General features: G+C 43.4%; 13 protein-coding genes. 2 read left to right on the forward strand and 11 right to left on the reverse strand.

Annotation, left to right across the window (positions count from 1 at the left end):
• Positions 1–2 precede the first annotated feature (2 nt).
• From CAG57_RS15055 to CAG57_RS15105, 11 genes are all read right to left on the reverse strand, one after another.
• Positions 3–1043: a sensor histidine kinase gene (locus tag CAG57_RS15055; protein ID WP_425445506.1), complete on the reverse strand. Its 1041-nt coding sequence runs from the start codon at positions 1041–1043 to the stop codon at positions 3–5.
• A gap of 129 nt (positions 1044–1172) precedes the next feature.
• Positions 1173–2645, reverse strand: coding sequence for a sigma-54 dependent transcriptional regulator (locus tag CAG57_RS15060; RefSeq protein ID WP_099611525.1), 1473 nt, complete (start codon positions 2643–2645; stop codon positions 1173–1175).
• A gap of 228 nt (positions 2646–2873) precedes the next feature.
• Positions 2874–3284, reverse strand: coding sequence for a flagellar export chaperone FliS (fliS, locus tag CAG57_RS15065; protein ID WP_161430789.1), 411 nt, complete (start codon positions 3282–3284; stop codon positions 2874–2876).
• Between the two features lie 10 nt (positions 3285–3294).
• Entirely contained in the window at positions 3295–3600 is a 306-nt protein-coding gene (locus CAG57_RS15070) for a flagellar protein FliT (protein ID WP_161426973.1), read from the reverse strand.
• 1 nt (position 3601) lies between these two features.
• Positions 3602–5560: a flagellar filament capping protein FliD gene (gene fliD, locus CAG57_RS15075; RefSeq protein ID WP_161426974.1), complete on the reverse strand. Its 1959-nt coding sequence runs from the start codon at positions 5558–5560 to the stop codon at positions 3602–3604.
• Between the two features lie 21 nt (positions 5561–5581).
• Positions 5582–6040, reverse strand: a complete 459-nt coding sequence (flaG, locus tag CAG57_RS15080; protein WP_099611528.1) for a flagellar protein FlaG — start codon at positions 6038–6040, stop codon at positions 5582–5584.
• Between the two features lie 75 nt (positions 6041–6115).
• Complete coding sequence (locus tag CAG57_RS15085; RefSeq protein ID WP_099611529.1) at positions 6116–7249, reverse strand: flagellin; 1134 nt, start codon at positions 7247–7249, stop codon at positions 6116–6118.
• Between the two features lie 492 nt (positions 7250–7741).
• On the reverse strand, positions 7742–8875 hold the full coding sequence (locus CAG57_RS15090) for a flagellin (protein WP_099611530.1): 1134 nt from the start codon (positions 8873–8875) through the stop codon (positions 7742–7744).
• Positions 8876–9113: 238 nt separating this feature from the next.
• Complete coding sequence (locus tag CAG57_RS15095) at positions 9114–10250, reverse strand: flagellin (RefSeq protein ID WP_161426975.1); 1137 nt, start codon at positions 10248–10250, stop codon at positions 9114–9116.
• Positions 10251–10371: 121 nt separating this feature from the next.
• The gene (locus CAG57_RS15100) at positions 10372–11274 is read right to left on the reverse strand and encodes a Dyp-type peroxidase (RefSeq protein ID WP_099611532.1); all 903 of its coding nucleotides are present in this window, start codon (positions 11272–11274) and stop codon (positions 10372–10374) included.
• 65 nt (positions 11275–11339) lie between these two features.
• A complete protein-coding gene (locus CAG57_RS15105; protein ID WP_099611663.1) occupies positions 11340–11840 on the reverse strand; it encodes a DUF2919 domain-containing protein in 501 nt (166 codons plus the stop codon).
• A gap of 171 nt (positions 11841–12011) precedes the next feature.
• Here CAG57_RS15105 and CAG57_RS15110 point away from each other — a divergent pair, with 171 nt between their 5' ends.
• On the forward strand, positions 12012–12344 hold the full coding sequence (locus tag CAG57_RS15110; RefSeq protein WP_099611533.1) for a DUF2956 domain-containing protein: 333 nt from the start codon (positions 12012–12014) through the stop codon (positions 12342–12344).
• Positions 12345–12753: 409 nt separating this feature from the next.
• Positions 12754–14388, forward strand: coding sequence for a sodium/sugar symporter (locus CAG57_RS15115; RefSeq protein WP_237665813.1), 1635 nt, complete (start codon positions 12754–12756; stop codon positions 14386–14388).
• Positions 14389–14422: the final 34 nt, after the last annotated feature.

Here is a 14422-nt window from a genome sequence, read left to right on the forward strand (position 1 = left end):
GATCATTCTCCACTATCTGATTGAGATGGTTGGGATTGACGTTCAAGCGGAAGACACATCGTAAAACACGCACCTTCACCGGATTGTGACATCAACTCTAATCGGCCATCATGAGCACGACAAACCATTTGTACAACAGCAAGCCCTAACCCCGTTCCTTGAGAACGAGTGGTAAAAAAAGGTTCCATTATTTTATGCTGCAATGCTTCAGGTACTCCTGGGCCATTATCTTGTACTGAAATTTTCAGCTCACCATTCACCGGTCGAAAAAAAACATCAATTTGGGCTTGCTTTCCGACAATTTGAATTGCATTCATCACCAAGTTACTGATAGCTGAAGCGACCGCATTAGCGTTACCTAATAGCTTTGTTTCTTCCTGCTCAACTTGCAAATCGTAATCTATCTGATTGTTTTTCAAAGCCGTTTCAACCATGGGAGAAAACTCAGCAACTAAATCTGCAATAGAGAAGGGCTGAATAACTTTATTATCCCCTCCTTTTGCAAATAACAGCATATCATTAACTTGTTTTTCTAAGTCATGCAGCCGATCAAGTAATTTATGTTGAAATCGTTCTCGAGTAGCGCTCGGTAAATTAGGGGACGATAAATTCGAGGCGTATAGCATAGCACTCGACAATGGAGTACGAACCTGATGGGCTAAAGAGGCGACCATCCGACCAAGAGAAGACAAACGTTGCAAATCACTCACCCGCGATTGTAACAAACGGGTTTCGGTTAGATCGGTGATCAAAATCAATTGCCCAGTTGTCGACGCTGAAATAGCCAAACGAACCTTACGGCCATTACGCAGAGAAATTTCATGCCCATCATCTTCACGAGGCGCAAAAGCAACCTGAATAACCGTATACCATTTTTCACCTAATAAGGGAATTTGCAACAGTCGTTGTGCTTCTGGGTTGGCTTCACGCACGACCCCTTGAGTATCGAGTAAAATAACCCCGGCGGGCATAACATCCAGCACTTGTTTATAGCGCTCAACTTGATCTTCTAAAGAGTCTAGATGCGAATGCTGCTTCTGCATGAAGTTATCCATCACTAATATTTGACCTAAAAAACAACAATAGCCTAACATGCAATATGCAAGCCAGGCTATTTTTCTTTTATTTCATACAATTACACACCAGTCAATAAATTGACTCACTCAAGTTGACTATCGCTGCATATTGTATTTCCGCATTTTCTCAACCAATGTGGTTCGACGCATACCTAACATATCAGCAGCTCGCGCAACAATGCCACCTTGAGCATCCAACGCTTGATTGATTAAATTGACTTCTAAATCAGCTAATAGCTCTTTTAAGTTAATCCCTTCGGGCGGAAGCGATTGTGGCGTATCGAAATGGCCACTGATTGAGAATTCGCCGTCCTGTTCAAAACTGAAATTTTCTGAAAAAATATCAGCTAAAACATCTCTTTCTTGCTCTTCAACCGAGTTAAAGCGACTCGGTTCTGGCTGAAATTCAGGAATGTCACTGTATCGATACTTGGTGGGGAGGTGATTAACATCTACCAAGCTATTGGGGTAAAGAATCACCATACGCTCAACAAGATTGGCCAATTCACGAACATTACCAGGCCAATCATGCTCCATTAAAGAGTTGATGGCTCGTGGGGTAAAACAGATCGGGGAGGCTCCATCCACCTCCATCCGCGTCATTAACTCTTGAAGTAACAAAGGAATATCTTCTTTGCGATCTTTCAGTGCTGGCATTTCTATCGGGAATACGTTCAATCGATAATATAAATCTTCTCGAAAGCGTTGCTCGCTGATCATATGATCCAGATCACGGTGGGTTGCTGCCACTACTCTGACATCCGCTTTAATCGTTGTGTTTCCACCCACTCGTTCGAAACAGCGCTCTTGTAAAACCCGCAAAAGTTTCACCTGCATATTGGCAGGCATATCCCCTATTTCATCTAAAAAAAGAGTCCCACCTTCCGCCAACTCAAAACGCCCCTTACGAGCGGTTATTGCCCCGGTAAATGCGCCTTTTTCATGGCCAAATAACTCGCTCTCAAGCAATTCTGCAGGGATAGCACCGCAATTTATCGGAACAAAAGGCCCTCGTCGCCGAGCTGAATGATAGTGGATGTTGCGAGCCACCACTTCTTTTCCTGTTCCTGATTCACCCAAGATAAGCACATTTGCTTCAGTACTGGCGACTTGCTCAATCAAATGACGAACTTCTTGAATCCCAAGACTTTGCCCAACCAAACTACGAAAAAGTGTATTACTGACAGTAGACGATTGAAGTTGAATACCTTTACGACCCAAAAACTCTTTGCAGTGACGCAAAGCATCGCTCAACTGTGGATAGTTAAGTGGGAACTCCAATTCGCCAATAAACTGAGGAAAAGATTCAAAAGAAAAAAAATGTCGGTTTGCCACCAATAACGGAATATGATTCGCATGAAACAGGGTGTTTTTTAACGATTCAGGTAAACACGGTGCGTCAATCGAACCCACTATGCATCCAGCCCAAGCGTCGGACCAATCAATCCGATCAATGTGTGCGGAGTCTATGACTTCACACGGCTCCCCCACGAACTCTAGGATTGTGCTGAAACTTTGACGAACGAAAGCGTCGTCTTCAATGACAAGTAGTTTTGCTAAACCTTGCATAGGTGAGAATATTTGCCTTAATTCTGAAATTGTTGTGTTTACACCTTTGAAAATCACGGACTTGACTCAATACAAAATGAAACAGTCAAAGCAAGGATAACCAACGTGTGAAATTCAGCAACAAAAAAGCCACTTGGCTAGTTAGTGGCTTCTATTCTATTTAATTAAAAAAATAAGGCAACCAAGCAATTATCAGGTGTGATATTGGTTAAAAGATTAAGATAAATCTTAGATTCCAATCTCTGAAGCCGTTAAATTGTGATATTCCGCAGGGATTTGATCCCATGCCGACTTTATTTCACGGATAATATCAATAACGTCATCGATCGGTTGTGGGTCGTTTTTATGATTAGCCGTAGAAATTTGAGTGATCATAAACTCATAAAGCATATCGAGGTTTTGCGCGATTTCACCGCCATCTTTCATCGATAAACTACTACGTAAACTGATGATAATATCCAGTGCTTTTCCTAAGCGTTCACCTTTAACGGGTATATTACCTTGCTGCATGGCGGCCTTTCCTTGGATCAGACGCTCAATCGCACCCGCCATCAACATCTGTACAATTTTATGTGGTGAGGCTGCCGTTAGCTGGCTATCCACTGATACTTTTTTGTACGCCTGTAAAGAACCACGCATAGTCTTCCTCTTATAAAAACTTTTTGTATTGCTGAACTGATTTATTACCGTATCGATACTTTTTAAGGTTATTCCCCATCGATTGTGTCTTTTGCTGCATCAGTTCAACAAGGTGTTGTGTCTCTAAAATAGCACTCTGCCATTCAGTAGAGTGCGCAAATGAAGGATCTTCTGCCATATTCTTGAACAGTATTTCCAACACAGTTTCTCTTTTATCGACCAACAAGATAATTTCTTCAGTATTTATATCATCGGCCATCAATATTTTTTTGATTTGACGATTGATATCACATAATCGCTCAAGGGTCGTTTGCATATTACTGACCTAATGCATTCATCATGCTAGCAAGTTGAGACTGCATCTTCCCTGTTGCGTCTTGCATCGCTGAAAACTTTGCATGGGTTCGCTTTTCTAAGCCATCCATACGGCGATCCAACGCGTCTTGATCTTTGGACAAACGACGTGTTTGTTCCGATAAACTATTTTCTCGATTACGGATAGACCCAGTTGCCCCCGTCAAACCTTGAATGGCATCTTCTACTCGCTTAGCAAAGCCTTGGTTACCACCAAAAAACTCGCCAAGCTGAGTAAAATTAGTATTCAACTGGCGGTTAAGCATAGCATAGTTGATTTCTAACGTCCCTTGACGAGTCGTGGTAATCCCAAACTCTGTCAGGCTTTTTAAATTGGCAGGTGCTTGTTCAATCGGAGAAGAAAATACAGCTTTAAGACGAGAATCTGCGCTACGAACAATACTATCACCCGCTAGCGGGCCTGCCTGACCGGTGTTTGGGTTAACACCAGAGAGTTCTTTACTTATCTGATAAAACTGGTTGTAGGAAGCGACAAATTGCTCGATGTCCTGCCGAACACTATCACGATCATACTCGATATCAATTGCTGTAGGGGTTTGGCCCGGGTCAGTCTTTCCTTTCAAGGTTAAGTTGACCCCTTCAATGGCATTCTCAATCACATTATTATCACTGGATAATGTGGCAATACCATCGAGTAATACTTGAGAATCTTGCCCAGCTTGGACTTGAATCATGCCCTGATATGCATCAAAAGAATCCTGAGCTGATTTTAGTTCACGTTGAACATTTTCCATAGCTTCCAGGGCGTCACGCTCTTCAACGGGAAGTTTGGCACGCTGCGCAGCTTTAGCCTCTTCCGGCGTTATTTTGCCGCTTTTTACCGCCTCATCAATAGCGGCTTTTTCACGCGCTAGTTTGGCATCAAGCTTGGCTTGCGCTTCTTTCGGCGTGACATAAGAGTCGGTTAATGTTCCTGAAGCAGTATTACTCCATCCTGGTACATCAGGCGCTTTGGCTAACGCTTTATCATCAAGTTCAGGCTCGGGTTCAGAATAAGAATCTAATAAGGTGCCTGAAGCGGTTTCTGTCCAGCCAGGAATTCGCTCTTCTGGCTTTAGATACCGGTTAACCTGTTCAGCGACTTTGATTTCTGAACTTTCCTCCCCCGCCACTTTATCGGCGAGCTGTTCGGTTTGAGTTTTTACTTGTTCATCAAGCTCTCGCGCTGCCTCACCAAGTTTATCGGCTACTTTGGCGGCTACCTTTTGTTGTTCTGGCGTTAAAGATGCAAGTAACTGCTGAGCTTGGGCGCGAGCGGCTTCTAAATCTTTAATACGATCTTCGAGCGTTTTATATTCTAAGCGTTTTAGTGCGTTGTTTGATTCAGCATCTGCGCGAATTGAAAGGCGATTTTTCTCGCCAGAAAGGTTAGAAGCAACAATCAGGCGTGGCCCTTGTACGTCATTAATAATCGAAGCACGCACACCGGGATTGTTTTTTTGATTATTAATGCCACGAACAACATCACTCAACGTAGCATTGTTCGTAACTTCAACGGTAAAACTTTTAGAACCTAAAGAAACTTGCAGCTTACCCGGACCAAACTTAGTCTCACTTGGAATGACTTCCGAGGCGACTTTATGGTTTTGGGCAAGCTGCAGCACATCGACAGCGTATTTACCCGCCATGGCTTCCGTATTTGCTGTTGCGGATATTACGTTATCGTTCGATGTGTCAACTTTGCGCACAGCGAACGCTTTCTCTTGACGAAAATTCGCCATGAGATGTTTCATCGTATCCAGCGACTCTCTAAGTCGCCCATAGGCACTAATACTGGTATCAATATCATTACGCTTATTATCAATGCTCTGCTGCTTGGGCACGCGCTCGGCATTGACAATGGTGCTGACAACATTATTGATATCAAAACCAGTGTTCATTCCCATTGGGCCTAAACTCATCCAATCACCTCAACAATACGATTACGCCTTGATCACCAGCAACCCCGATTTTGGGTGTTGCTCACGAGAAAGACGTCGCAAAACTTCAAGCATTTCTTCTTCTGGGATCTGACGAATAACATCGCCAGTCGCGGCTTCATATATCGTCACCACATCCCGTCCGGATTCTTCATCGACTCTGAACGACAATCCTTTATTGATCGAATTAACAAACTCATCCATTCGTTCAAGGATTTTTACTCGTTGCTCTTCATTTAAACGTTCCCGCTCATGGGTCTGTTTTATGGCTGTCTCTAACGCTTGTTGTTGACTGCGTTTAAGTTGTTCTGAAACTTGTTCGTGAGCCTTTTCAGACTCTCGAACCGAACGATAACCATTTTTTGAAGAAGCACTTTTTACGCTCTCGTTTTCCGAAGCAAATTTAATGCCACTTTGCGAGCCGTAAGGCTGGATGTTCGATGTGTAGGATGGAACTTCCATAACAATCTCCCTTCCACCTTCTTATAGATAACTCAACCTTGATTTAGTTACCCATGTTACTCATTTAACCTGAAATTACCCCAACAGGCTAAGAGCTGCAGATGGTGACTGCTTCGCTTGAGCCAAAACAGAGGTACTGGCTTGTTGCAATATTTGTGACTTAGTCATCGCGGTGGTTTCTTTCGCGTAATCGGTATCTTTAATTCGACTACGAGAAGCATTCACATTTTCGTTAATGTTATCTAAGTTACTAATTGCATGGCCAAAACGGTTCTGGAACGCACCCAATTGTGCACGTTGGCTGTCTACCGATTTTAAAGCACCATCAAGCAAGGCGATGGCTTCTTGTGAGCCTGCCACCGTCGTAACATCAATATCTTTGACCGTTACGTCTTGCCCTGCACCAAAGCCAATTTCAGTCCCCAAATCACCACCAATGGTGACATCACCCGTGACTTTCTGCGACGAAGCAAACAACTGTAGTTTACCATCTTCACTAACGGATGCTTGAATATCATCATTTTGACCATTAATGTAAGTCGCGACTTCTTCAAGATCATCACCCACTTTAGCGTTAATAGTAACGTTTTGTGCTTCCCCTTGCTTATCAGTATAACTCAAGGTAAGGTCGGTTGCGCCTGCTGAAACAGACCAGTCAGCGGCCTGTCCAGCGGTCGCACGATAAGCTTTTCCGCCCATTTCAGCCGTATCAGAACGCAAACTGCCCATGGTTAATGTCACCGCTTCGCCCGAATCAGCACCAATTTGGAAAGATTTACTACCAAAGGTACCATTCAGCAATCGGTTACCACCAAAAGAAGTACTTTCAGCAATACGATTAAGCTCGTCATTCAATGCGCCGACTTCTTCTTGGATAGCGAGACGCTCTGAACGAGAGTTAGAACCATTTGATGATTGAAGGGCCAGATCTCGCATACGTTGTAAGATATTGGTACTTTCATTCATCGCCCCTTCTGCAGTCTGTGCAATCGAAATACCATCGTTGGCATTTCGTACTGCGACATCCAAACCTCGACTTTGCGATGTTAAACGGTTGGAGATTTGTAAGCCTGCTGCATCATCTCGCGCACTGTTTATTTTGTACCCGGATGACAGGCGTTCCATTGATTTTTGCACACCCGCCGCCCCATTATTGAGGTAACGTTGTGCGGTCATCGCCGAAACGTTAGTGTTTACGTTAATTGCCATAGTATGATCTCCTTAGGCGATTGTTAGTGTTCTTCCGAGTCTCTCACCTCTCGTCCAAACACCTCATTTCTCTCGTATCCTTTAACGGCCTAGATTAGATATCCTTTAGCAAAAAATGCCTTATTTTTTTGTTTTTTTCTCTAAAACACAAAAGCGTGATCAGAATCAACATATCAAATATGGTGTATGACCTGAATTTGATCAATGAATTCATGATCAACGACGAATTGAAGATCGAATATTAGGATCTGTTGACCTTTCGAGCTAATTTTTACAGCAGTTTGTGGTTTCTTTATACAAGACAGAGGCTTTGAAATGTAGTGGCTCTACCTGAGAAGCCGATAACGCCGCAGAAAGGAGGCACAAATGCTGCCCGAAGGATTCGGCTAAAAGCGTTTTACTCGAACAAAATTTAATCGCGAAAGGTCAACAGACCCTAGGTATAAAAAAATCCAGCCGAAGCTGGATTTTTGTGTTATTTCTTTCTTTTCATTAACCTAATAGGCTTAAAGCCGCATTAGGTGCTTGTTTCGCTTGCGCAAGGACTGAGCTGGAGGCTTGTCCAAGAATTTGCGCTTTGGTCAAGGCCGTCGTTTCTTTCGCAAAGTCGGTATCTTTAATCCGGCTCTTCGATGCATTGACATTTTCATTAATGTTGTCAAGGTTACTAATGGCGTGTCCGAAACGATTTTGGAATGCCCCCAGTTCTGCACGGTGACTGTCAACATATTTCAGCGCTGCATCGACAATCGCCACCGCTTCTTGCGCACCACCCACCGTGGTTACATCAATGTCATTGACTGTGACATCTGATGGGCCAGACATCCCCAAATCGGTTGCTAAACCGCCACCGAAGGCGACCGTTTCTACGCCATCTTTATTGCTGGCAAAAATTTGTAGCTTACCCTCTTCATTAACAGAAGCTTGTACCGCATCCGTTTGACCATTGATGTAAGTAGCAAGTTCTTCAATATCATCACCCGCTTTTGCGTCAATGGTGATCGGGTCGGCTGCACCGTTAATCGTGATGGTTAATTGATCGCCAGCGGCCGCACGCCAGTCTTTCCAGCTTTCACCGCCAGCTCTGTCTTGCGCGACGTAGCTCTTACCGCCCATCATTTCATTATCGCTACGCATATCTTTCATGGTGAGCATCACAGCTTCACCACTTTGCGAGCCGATTTGGAATGCTTTAGTTTGGAACGTGCCATTCAGTAGTCGGTTACCGGCAAATGAGGTCGTTTCAGCAATACGGTTCAACTCTTTATTAAGTGCGCCGACTTCTTCTTGAATCGCAACACGCTCAGATTTTGAGTTAGAGCCGTTGGCCGATTGTAGCGATAGATCACGCATCCGTTGTAGGATGTTGGTGGTTTCATTCATCGCACCTTCGGCGGTTTGCGCCATTGAGATACCATCATTCGCGTTACGCACCGCAACATCTAAACCACGGCTTTGTACATTCAAACGGTTAGAAATTTGCAGGCCTGCTGCATCGTCTTTAGCGCTATTAATTTTAAAACCGGACGATAGACGCTCCATTGACGTTTGCTGCGCACTATTGGCACTATTTAGGTAACGTTGTGCGGTCATCGCTGATACGTTGGTATTTACATTCACTGCCATGGTGGTTTCTCCAATTGATTTTCCGATATTTCCGGTTTTCGACGTCTCGTAAAACCAAGGTAGTTCTCTCAAAGTTATTCTCTTAGCGGCGTGGGAGAAAAAAGCTTTAGGAAAAAATGTCTTTTTTTTAAAAAAAAGCATCTGCATGATAACAATGGATAACGCGATGAAAAATTTAAATAAAACTCATATGTTCGACTCAAGATTTGTCGCTTAATGCCGATAATTGCCGTTTGATTTATCCATTGAGTAAGGTTAAAGCTAAATTGGGTTGCTTTTTAGCCTGCGCAAGAATAGACGCACTGACTTGTTGAAGGATCTGCTGCTTGAGCATCTGGGTGGTTTCTTTTGCATAATCGGTGTCTTTAATTCGACGATGAGAATCCGCTAGATTTTCATGTGTATTCTCTAGGTTATTTATCGCATGACTAAAGCGATTTTGCAGAGCACCCAGTTCGGCTCTATGACTATCGACATACTGTAGCGCGGTATCTAACACTGACACCGCTTTCTGAGCTCCGCCCACCGAGGTAATGTCGAGATCATGCACAGAATCATAACCATCAAGCCCAAGTTGTAGTTCATCTGCCAAGCCTCCACTGAATGATAACGTACCCGCCGTTTCTTGCCCTGGCATATAAAGTTGCAATTGTCCTTGCTCATTGACCGAAGCCGAAAGAGATTCAGTTTGCCCATTAATATAAGTGGCAAGCTGTTCAATATTATCTCCCGCCTTGGCTTGTACGGTTATTTGCTGGTTATTACCTGAGGCATCAAGATAGTCGATCGTCAAATCTCGACGTGCTTGGCTCACTACCCATTGAGCATTAACTGATCGGGCTGAGAGATAGCTAAAGCCTCCCATATCCAACGTATCTGAACGCATATTTTTTAAAGAAAGCGAAACCGCCTCACCAGATGCCGCGCCAATTTGAAAAGATGACTGACCAAATGAACCATTAAGTAACCGTCTTCCGGCAAAAGAGGTCGTTTCTGCAATGCGATTAATTTCATCATCCAAAGCGGTCATCTCTTCTTGCAGAGCTTGCCGTTCAGCATGGCTATTTGAACCATTCGCCGATTGCAGCGACAAGTCTCGCATTCGCTGCAACAAGGATGTGGTTTCTTGCATAGCACCTTCAGCGGTCTGCATGATAGAGATACCATCATTCGCATTACGCACCGCAACATCCAATCCGCGCATTTGCGTCGCCAGACGGTTAGTAATTTGTAACCCTGCCGCATCATCTTTAGCTCGATTAATTCGAAAACCTGAAGATAAACGTTCTAACGATTGGTTTAGCCTTTCCGTAGCGTTATTGAGATGACGCTGAGTCATTAACGCAGAAACATTGGTATTCACCGTCATTGACATTCGGTATGATCACTCCCACTTAACGGTTACTTTGACGTAACTCCGTTATCGACCACTCATGAAAAAACTTGAAATAAAATGCCGGACGAAAGCCCGGCAGAAAGAAGGGAAAATACGGAACCTACTGAATCGTTAATGCCGCTAGCATCTCTTGTGATGGCGCAAAGAAATACGCCCCTGTGACGGCATGAGTAAAGCGTAATAACTGATCCGTTTTACCATCGGTAACACCATACATGCTTTCCAGCATTACCTTAAAATTATGCAGTGTTTGGCAGTAAGCAATGAATAATAAGCCGTGTTCACCACTGGCCGTCCCATAGGGGAGGCTATGGCGAACAATTTTCAGCCCCCTACCTTCTTCTTTAATATCCACGCGCCCAACATGCGAGGCTGCGGGTACCTGTTCGAGTTCAACGGAGTCTGGCTTGGTTCGGCCAATCACTTTTTCCTGTGCCGACACGTTCAACCTGTCCCAAGCAGGTAAATTATGCACAAAGCGTTGCACCATCACATAGCTACCACCTGCAAATTCACCTTCAGGAATAATCGCCACCTCTCGACGCTGTTCATCTGTTGGATTCTCTGTCCCATCGATAAAACCGGTCATATCTCGGGCATCGAGATAACGGAAGCCATAAGTTTCGTCGACCACATCAACCGCATCAGCCACATGGCTTAAACATTTACGCATGACATAAAACAGCAGATCATGCCGTTTGGAATGGCAGTGGATGAGCACGTCTACATCGGTACTTGGCGCTTGTATTTCTCCTTCACCAAGCACAGGAAAATCGATTAACTCTTCAGGCATTGGAGCATTTACACGCTGCCAGAATGGCTTGCTAAAGGCCAGAGATAACGTCAGTTCCGCCCCTGGTTGTGTACGATTAATCTCCTCCACTAATGCGGGAAGTGCTTGTAATTGTTCCAGTACCTTTGCATGGTGTTGTTTAATCTTCAAAATGCTGTACAGAGCAAACGGCTCTGCATCTGGTAAAATGGCTGACTGTGGCATTGACATAAGGCATCCTCACTTTGCTTTTTTACACAGTGTAATCGAAAGATAATCTATGGTTTTGATGCCGATCATAGCTTCTCTGCAACTCTGCATCCCTCTCCTGGTAAATGCGCAGAAGATGAGAAAGCATCAAAGCAGTCTTTTACTCGCTGACTACGAGCAAGATACAAGAAAAACCATAATAAAATTAATAATGTCAAAGCGTTAGCCCACTGAAAAACGCCGTGTTGCAGATAAATATGGTAGAGTGTTTGTCCCCCTTGAATGACTAGCGTTAACAAAGTTAACGTTCGGCCCCAAGCAACCCAAAGCCAAACATACCAACGTTTAATGTGCCTTAAATGAATCAGCCACATCAGGATCATGCTCGGTAGCCCAGCCACTAACCCTACGTAGAGCATTTGTGTATCTGGGTAGATAAGGCTAAGAATCGTAGGGCCATGTTCACGACTCACGCTAGCCAGAACTAACACCACCCAAGCTCGAGCTAAAAATAGCCACCCTAGCCAAAGCCACAGAGAAGCCTTCAAGTAACCATGTGTATCATAATGTTCAAAAGAATAACGCATCATATTGGGTCGATGGATAAAATCACTGTCAATACTTTAACGTAATCATTAGAAATAACCTACTCCCACGAGAGGGGTATTCTCTGTTGCTTGCTGAATAATTGAATGCCTTGTCGTTTGAGAAAAAGAGTCACAACATGCTAATCTACTGGGAAAATAGAAGGATTATCCATGAAAAAAACCACCGTCCCCTCTCCACAAACGCAACAAGAAGCGATGTCAATCGCCAAAGCTACGCAAAAACCAGGTCAAACCAAAGAACAAACTAAACTGATTGCACAAGGCATAGAAAAAGGCATTGCGTTATATAAGAAGCAGCAAAAAGAGAAAAGCCGACAAGCAGATAAAGCACGTAAAAAATTATTGAAAGAGCCAGCAAAACCAAATGATAACCATGTACCTGTATTCGCAGCGACCTCATCTCCATCTTTCTCTAAACGAATGATATTACCTTGGATCTTACTCATCATTAGCTGGGCCGGATTTCTATTATTTCTGTATTAATCTATTATTTCTGCATTAAGGTGTTAAGCGCAGAATCATCACACCATGCCACGGCGACATTCACTTTTGTCGCCCCCTACTAAGGTCTGTTGACCTTAGCGATGCTATGCTGACCATCCAATCTAACTAACGAGCGAATTTATGATCATAAATTCGCTCGGTTATTTCTACTCGCCGCTTGTTCCAGCTTCACGACGCTTAATCAACTTGATTAATAACAGGCAAAAATTGGAAACGATACCAAAAAAAAACCAAACGCAAAAAAAAGCAAATAAAAAATAACTAACTGATAAATAAAAAATTAAAAATCAAATGGCCACTAATTGGCTAAAATGTGATCCCAACATCATCCAGTCAAAATGGAAACGTTTACAATCTTGCGTAAAATATACTTAGCATTAGGAACAAAATGATGTCCCACATACAAAATGGTTTGAGTTTTATCGACATTATGGTGTTTGCAATCTATGTTGCTATCATCATCGGTGTCGGCCTTTGGGTATCCCGCGATAAAAAAGGGATAGAAAAAAGTACTGAAGATTATTTCTTAGCTGGAAAATCTCTTCCTTGGTGGGCAGTCGGAGCCTCGTTGATTGCTGCGAACATTTCTGCCGAGCAGTTTATTGGGATGTCAGGTTCGGGCTTCTCTATCGGCCTTGCGATTGCCTCTTATGAGTGGATGGCAGCCATTACTTTAATTATCGTGGGTAAATATTTCTTACCCATTTTTATTGATAAAGGCATCTATACCATTCCTGAGTTTGTCGAGAAACGTTTCAATAAAAACCTTAAAACCATTTTAGCCGTCTTTTGGATCGCTCTTTATGTATTCGTTAATCTGACTTCTGTCCTTTATCTCGGTGGCTTAGCTTTAGAAACCATCCTCGGTATTCCATTGATGTATTCGATTGCAGGACTTGCACTCTTTGCACTGGTCTATTCGATTTATGGTGGTTTGTCAGCCGTCGTGTGGACAGATGTTATTCAGATATTCTTCCTTGTGTTAGGTGGCCTACTTACCACATATATGGCCGTCGGCTTTATCGGTGGAAACGAAGGTTGGTTTAGTGGATTATCACAAATGGTAGATGCAGCACCAAACCACTTTGAGATGATTCTCGATCAAAGTAATCCTCAATATATGAACTTACCAGGCATCGCGGTACTTATCGGTGGGTTATGGGTTGCAAACCTATACTACTGGGGATTTAACCAATACATCATTCAACGCACTTTGGCAGCAAAATCAATTCAAGAAGCACAAAAAGGGATTTTATTTGCTGCTTTTCTAAAATTGATTGTTCCATTTTTAGTTGTGATTCCTGGTATTGCCGCTTATGTCATCACCAATTCGCCAGAATTAATGGCTAATATGGGTGAACTTGCGATGCATAATATTCCTACCGCAGCACACGCGGATAAAGCCTATCCTTGGTTAACACAGTTCTTGCCTGTTGGTTTAAAAGGCGTGGTCTTTGCGGCACTTGCAGCAGCGATTGTTTCCTCTCTCGCTTCCATGCTTAACTCAACAGCAACCATCTTTACGATGGACATTTACAAAGCATATATTGCGCCACAAACGGGCGATCATAAACTGGTAAATGTGGGGCGTATCACGGCTATTGTCGCCTTGTTTATTGCTTGCTTAATCGCGCCAATGCTCGGTGGTATTGGTCAAGCATTCCAATACATTCAGGAATATACTGGCCTAGTTAGCCCAGGCATTCTAGCCGTATTCTTACTGGGTCTATTCTGGAAAAAAACCACCAGTAAAGGAGCTATCACTGGCGTTGTTCTTTCTATTCCATTTGCTCTGTTCCTTAAATTTATGCCAATCAATATGCCATTTATGGATCAGATGCTATACACCTTACTCTTTACGATTGTGGTGATTGCCTTTACCAGCTTGAGCACATCGGTAAATGACGACGACCCGAAAGGAATTACCCTGACATCATCAATGTTTGTCACCACGAAAGGATTTAATATCGCCGCCTACGCCATTACCATTATACTTGCCGTTCTTTATACCATTTTTTGGTAAGCTTCCTCGGCCAGACTATAAAGCCCCGCTTCAC

It is taken from the genome of Vibrio sp. V30_P3S12P165 (assembly GCF_009904905.1).
Taxonomy (GTDB): domain Bacteria; phylum Pseudomonadota; class Gammaproteobacteria; order Enterobacterales; family Vibrionaceae; genus Vibrio; species Vibrio fujianensis.

Bases quoted from the DNA above. Each gene is read 5' to 3' on its own strand.
- CAG57_RS15055 (WP_425445506.1), bottom strand. From the start codon at position 1,043: ATGCAGAAGCAGCATTCGCATCTAGACTCTTTAGAAGATCAAGTTGAG.
- CAG57_RS15060 (WP_099611525.1), bottom strand. From the start codon at position 2,645: ATGCAAGGTTTAGCAAAACTACTTGTCATTGAAGACGACGCTTTCGTT.
- fliS (WP_161430789.1), bottom strand. From the start codon at position 3,284: ATGCGTGGTTCTTTACAGGCGTACAAAAAAGTATCAGTGGATAGCCAG.
- CAG57_RS15070 (WP_161426973.1), bottom strand. From the start codon at position 3,600: ATGCAAACGACCCTTGAGCGATTATGTGATATCAATCGTCAAATCAAA.
- fliD (WP_161426974.1), bottom strand. From the start codon at position 5,560: ATGAGTTTAGGCCCAATGGGAATGAACACTGGTTTTGATATCAATAAT.
- flaG (WP_099611528.1), bottom strand. From the start codon at position 6,040: ATGGAAGTTCCATCCTACACATCGAACATCCAGCCTTACGGCTCGCAA.
- CAG57_RS15085 (WP_099611529.1), bottom strand. From the start codon at position 7,249: ATGGCAATTAACGTAAACACTAACGTTTCGGCGATGACCGCACAACGT.
- CAG57_RS15090 (WP_099611530.1), bottom strand. From the start codon at position 8,875: ATGGCAGTGAATGTAAATACCAACGTATCAGCGATGACCGCACAACGT.
- CAG57_RS15095 (WP_161426975.1), bottom strand. From the start codon at position 10,250: ATGTCAATGACGGTGAATACCAATGTTTCTGCGTTAATGACTCAGCGT.
- CAG57_RS15100 (WP_099611532.1), bottom strand. From the start codon at position 11,274: ATGTCAATGCCACAGTCAGCCATTTTACCAGATGCAGAGCCGTTTGCT.
- CAG57_RS15105 (WP_099611663.1), bottom strand. From the start codon at position 11,840: ATGCGTTATTCTTTTGAACATTATGATACACATGGTTACTTGAAGGCT.
- CAG57_RS15110 (WP_099611533.1), top strand. From the start codon at position 12,012: ATGAAAAAAACCACCGTCCCCTCTCCACAAACGCAACAAGAAGCGATG.
- CAG57_RS15115 (WP_237665813.1), top strand. From the start codon at position 12,754: ATGATGTCCCACATACAAAATGGTTTGAGTTTTATCGACATTATGGTG.